Raw genomic sequence first — 4,868 nt, 5'->3', positions numbered from 1 at the left:
CAAAGAATGGTGTTTTTGAGGAAACAGCTCCTAATATCTTAACTCCTAACCGTATTTTCACTCGTATAACTATGGAGTTTGCATATCTGCGTCAGTTATACAATTCAAATTGGAGTCGTGGATATCCAAATAACTTTACTGTAATTCACTACAAGTATGAAAGAGAAGTTGATGGTAGATGGGAAGAATATCCTGTAGGCCTTCCAACCCCGGACACAGAAACTGTTAAGATAACAGATCATACACGCCCTGTGGACGATGCGAATGTTACGACAGACGCAGAGTGGGGTAAGTCTTCTTTGGGAGCTGCTCCTTATGAAAAGATTACCGGTAAGATGCACTTCTTCTACCGTCCTGTAGTTTTGACAGCGAGTGAACGTAAGGCTCTTGATACAAACTTAGATATATATGCTGAGCATAATTCTATTTGGCTCAGAGAGCAATCAAATATGAATAGAAAGTATAAATGGGATGACATAGACAGATATATGTCCATTAGAGGAAAGACTAACTTCTATGGTGAAGCTCCGGTTATGGATGCAGCCGTTCATGTTCCAGAAATCTATCCAGTACCATCTGTATCAAAGGTCGATCTCAAAATGCAAATTAAGACGGGCTCAACTTCTCTTTGGGGCAAGCTTGCTGTAACAGATCCTGAACTTCCTCATTTCTATCAGAAGTATGAAGCGCCTGTTAATAAGGTTTGGAAGTCCGTAAAAATGGATGGTGCACAACTTCCTAAAAATACAAACATCGGTATCGGTATGACTAAGAACTGGAATGGTGGAGGTGGTAGTAGCTATGTTGCTATTAAACCAAAACTCAATAAAACAGGTCCTAACTTCCTACTGAACGATACATATCCAAATAACTATGTAGGAGCTTATTCTTACTTGACAGACGTTAAGGGGGCTGTGACAACAGATGCAGCTGATGATAGAATTCTACAGAATGACTGGGTGCCATATAGAGATAGTGCATTCTACAAACTCTTGATGGATGGAGGTTTGGAAAATCCTTCAAACATAAGACTCATTGATTTGTATGATAAGACAGTTGTTATTCCTATCACATTAGAGGAGGCTCCAAAAGATTGGGTCAAGTAAAAATTAACTGAAGCATGAAATTAAGACAAATAACATATACTCTTCTTTGTGCAGCACTCGGTACTACCGGGGTGCTTGCACAAAGCACAGAGCCTCGTAATGAGGAGCAGCAGCCCAAGTGCTGCAAAGCATGGGAGCTCGGTATCGGAGGCTCTTGGGTTAGTTGGGATCGTGTGTCCATCACCGGATTTCAGGATCGTCCTGACAACTACTTCTACAACCTTAAGGTCAATCACCTCTTGAGTGGGGGGCATCTCTACATCGCAAGAGAGTTGAACAAGTGGTTTTACCTCGACGTGCAGGGTTCGATGACCTTTACTGAAAACCATCACAGAAAAGCCGGAGAAGCAAAGTATCAGTACCTTTTGACTGCCGGTCCCGGTCTTCAGTTCAGATTGTCTCCTATCTTCAAGTCCAAGTATTTGGATCCTTACCTCAGAGTCGGTGTCAACTACCTACGTAAGAACTATGACGTCATGAGTGCAGGAGTATTCAAGGAAGATCCTACCGGTAAGGCAACATGGGAGTCTTTTAACACTTGGAACAAGGATAAGATCAGTGACAAGAACTCATATTTCCCTCTTTCTTTGGGCTTTGGTGTGAACGGTTGGCTCAACAATCGCTTTGGGCTCGGTATCCAAGGTCAGTACCAGATCCCTCTACAAAAAGATCTCCCACGCTACGCACAGATGTCTGTACGTCTCATGTGGCGCATCGGTGGCGAGGATAAGCGTCCTGCTCCAAGGGTGACTTATGTAGACAGGGAAGTAGAGAAGGTCGTAGAGGTAGAAAAAGTTGTTGAAAAGCTCGTTCCGATGGTTTCTGAGTCAACTATCTATGAGTTGTTTGAAAACATCAACTTCGAGTTTGACAAGCATGATCTTACTCCTCAGTCTCTCCAAATCCTTCAAGACGCTGCTAAGATCTTGAAGCAACTCGGTGGTGGCCACTTCCTCATCACAGGTTACACTGACGCAAGAGGTAGTGCAGAGTACAACCTTGATCTTTCAAGAAGACGTGCGAAGGTGGTGGTTGACCAACTCGTAGAGTATGGTGTCCCTGCTGAGATGTTGAAGTGGAGAGGCGTTGGTAAGAAGATCGTAACAGTATCCGAAGGTGAATCTGACAATGTTCGTCGAGGAGATCGTAAGACTACGATCGAAAAGATCTCCAACCTCGAGTATTGGAACAAACTTCCCTAATGCGATAAAACCACAACAATAATAGTTCAAAAAGTCCCTGTCTGAATAAGGCCGGGACTTTTTTTGTCCTGTAGAGTGGACATGATGAGTGATTCCCTTTCTGTTGCACTCTGATCAGATGTGTAAAGGGAGGGAGGGTAGGGGATTTTCGGGTACAGCTTCCCCTCTCCGTTTCAAGAGAGACAAACGATGCTTGTCTTTGATATTTCCTTGGACAGTTTCGAGGTATTGGGCGAGGCTTTTACGTGATCCTTTCTTATCGGATTTTTATTTTTCTTTGATCAACCTTCGGGCTGTGTATCTGCCTTTTTCTCTATTTGATTCAATATCTCCTCGGCTCTGGCATGTCCGGGATATTTTTTGAGTATTGTCTTTATCTCCGTCATCCTATCGTCGGAGTATCCCAATATGGTGTTTCCGACAAGCAGTGTTACAGCATAGTCTATCTCGTATGTTGCGGGGGATTGCAATGCGAGCCCCTTTCTGACGGCAAGAGCTTCGTTGTAGGTCTCTCTTGCCTTTTGGTCCTGTTTCAGCAGGCTGTACAGCAGTGCGAGATTATTCAGTACCATTCCTATATCAGCTTTGTAGGCTTCGGAGTTTTGGGAAGCAAGATGTCTGTATATATCGAGTGCCTCCTCATATTTTGTTTGTGCCGAAGCAAGTTGGTTTGTATTGCGAAGGAGGAGAGCCAGATGACTCAGGCTCGCGGCAAGGTTGGGCAGGAAGGCTTTGGGATTTTGCTTTGCCAGGCGTCGTCTGATCTCCAAAGCCTCCTCATAGTGACTTTGTGCCGTCTTTACCTCACCCATTTTGAGCAACAGTGTCGCCATGTTGTTCAATGTCGTAGCCACCCCCGGCAGGTATGTTTGAGGATTTTTCGTTGCCAGTTCCCTTTTTATCGATAGGGATTCCTCATATTTCTTTCGAGCCTCCTCCGGGTTGTTCGTTTTTTTGAGCAGTATAGCGAGATTGTTCAGGATAGTTGCAACATGGGGCAGATAAGTCTGAGGATCCTGCCCGGCCAACTGTCGATAGATCCTAAGAGCTTCTGCGAAGTGTTTTTCGGCGTGCTCCGGATCATTGAGATTGTTGAGGAGATTGCCCAAGTTGTTTAATGTCTTGGCAACATCCGGATTGTATGCTCTCGGGTTATGCTTTGCCAGCTGTTTGTATATCTTCAGAGCTCCATGGTAATGCTCCTTTGCTTTCTCAAGATCATTGCACTTTTGGAATAAAACAGCCATACTGTTCAATATATCTGCTATGCGAGACTTGTAAGCCCTCGGCTTTTTGTCGATTTTCTTTTGGAACAGGTTCATGGCCTGCCGATAGTGCGAGATCGCGTTGTTCATGTCATTGAGAGAGTGCAACAACTTTGCGTAGTCAAAGTGATTTTCTGCCTCCGGTGCCACTTTGATGAGGTCCTCATAAAACAAGCACGCCTCATCAAAGTCCATTTTGACCATTGCAGCCTTGATGAATAGCCCTATCATCTCTTCCTCTTCCTTGCCTCTTTTCTTTTTGTATTGTGCATATACCTCCGAGAGATTGACCGAGCTTTCCTCCATGACGACATCCTGTATGGCTTCGAGGGTATAGGCCAGGTGCTGATCTCCTCGACGCTTGAGTATCTCTGCCTCTTTCAGCATCTCTTCCGAATATGCAAACAAGTATTTTGCAAAAGACAACAACAGCTTCTCCACCACCGGAGATACCGTCCCTTTAGTCCCCAAGTCCCTGATGGCCTCCTCCGTGGCCTGAACTCCCGCACCAAACGGGAGAGCTTCCAGACACGAGTCGATCTTCAGGGGATCTATCTTCAACTGAGCTGTTATATCCAACAGCTCTGTGATGCCCGACTGTATTTCATCAAACTTCTGTCTGCTCTCCCTCCTCATAAGGTGATTGAATGCCGTCTGCTGCTCTGCCAAGCGCTGATCCAAGTGCCCTATCAGTATTTGTTCCCTTTTATTTTCCGGTCTGAAAGTTCCCGGGGACTTGATGTAGTCCTTCAGCCTCCTTCGCAGTCCCTCCACCTCCTCAGGGACGGTATTCAGATCCTCGAGTGCCTTGTTTATGGCTGTGGCCTCCTGTTCCCCGGTCTGATCATTGAATCGCTCCCTGATCTCACATCCGACCCAGAGTATGAGACCGGACACGATACTCAGTACGATATTGATGCAGTAGCTTTTGATTTTGGGGTCGTTTGATATCTTTCGGACTTTGTCCGATATCTTTCTCCTGAGCGATGCCATATGGCGCAACGCCCATCTTTCTTCAATCCTCTTTTGGATGATTCTCTTTAGTTTTCTGACGCACCGGTATTTCTTTGGCCTGAACATAAACATAACTTTAATCTAAATCTCAAGATGAATAGAATTGACGAGCAAATTTATAAAAAAAATATATAATGATCTATATTTTAGTTTGTAAATCAAATGTTTGTGATGAAGGGATGTTACGTTCATCTTGTGAAATCAACCACACCTCTCATGAGGCATAAAAAAGGTTGTCTAACTTGATGCGTCAAGTTAGACAACCTTTTTCATCAAGTTAG

Annotated in this window: 3 protein-coding genes; 2 read left to right on the top strand and 1 reads right to left on the bottom strand. The window is 44.5% G+C overall.

Going from position 1 to position 4,868, the window contains the following annotated elements:
* Both Q4A14_RS08700 and Q4A14_RS08695 read left to right on the top strand, forming a co-directional pair.
* Positions 1–1,106: hypothetical protein (locus tag Q4A14_RS08700; RefSeq protein ID WP_303171465.1), on the top strand; the 1,106-nt coding region annotated here is incomplete at its 5' end.
* A 14-nt stretch (positions 1,107–1,120) separates the two neighbouring features.
* Positions 1,121–2,308: an OmpA family protein gene (locus tag Q4A14_RS08695; RefSeq protein ID WP_303171464.1), complete on the top strand. Its 1,188-nt coding sequence runs from the start codon at positions 1,121–1,123 to the stop codon at positions 2,306–2,308.
* 281 nt (positions 2,309–2,589) lie between these two features.
* Here the strand turns inward: Q4A14_RS08695 and Q4A14_RS08690 are convergent, their stop codons facing one another.
* A complete protein-coding gene (locus Q4A14_RS08690; protein WP_303171463.1) occupies positions 2,590–4,566 on the bottom strand; it encodes a lipopolysaccharide assembly protein LapB in 1,977 nt (658 codons plus the stop codon).
* Positions 4,567–4,868: the final 302 nt, after the last annotated feature.

Origin of the sequence: Porphyromonas sp., from assembly GCF_030529325.1 — a bacterium.
Lineage (GTDB): Bacteria > Bacteroidota > Bacteroidia > Bacteroidales > Porphyromonadaceae > Porphyromonas_A.
The sequence above is the reverse complement of the archived record's forward strand: the minus strand, read 5'-3'. Positions and strand labels throughout refer to the sequence as shown.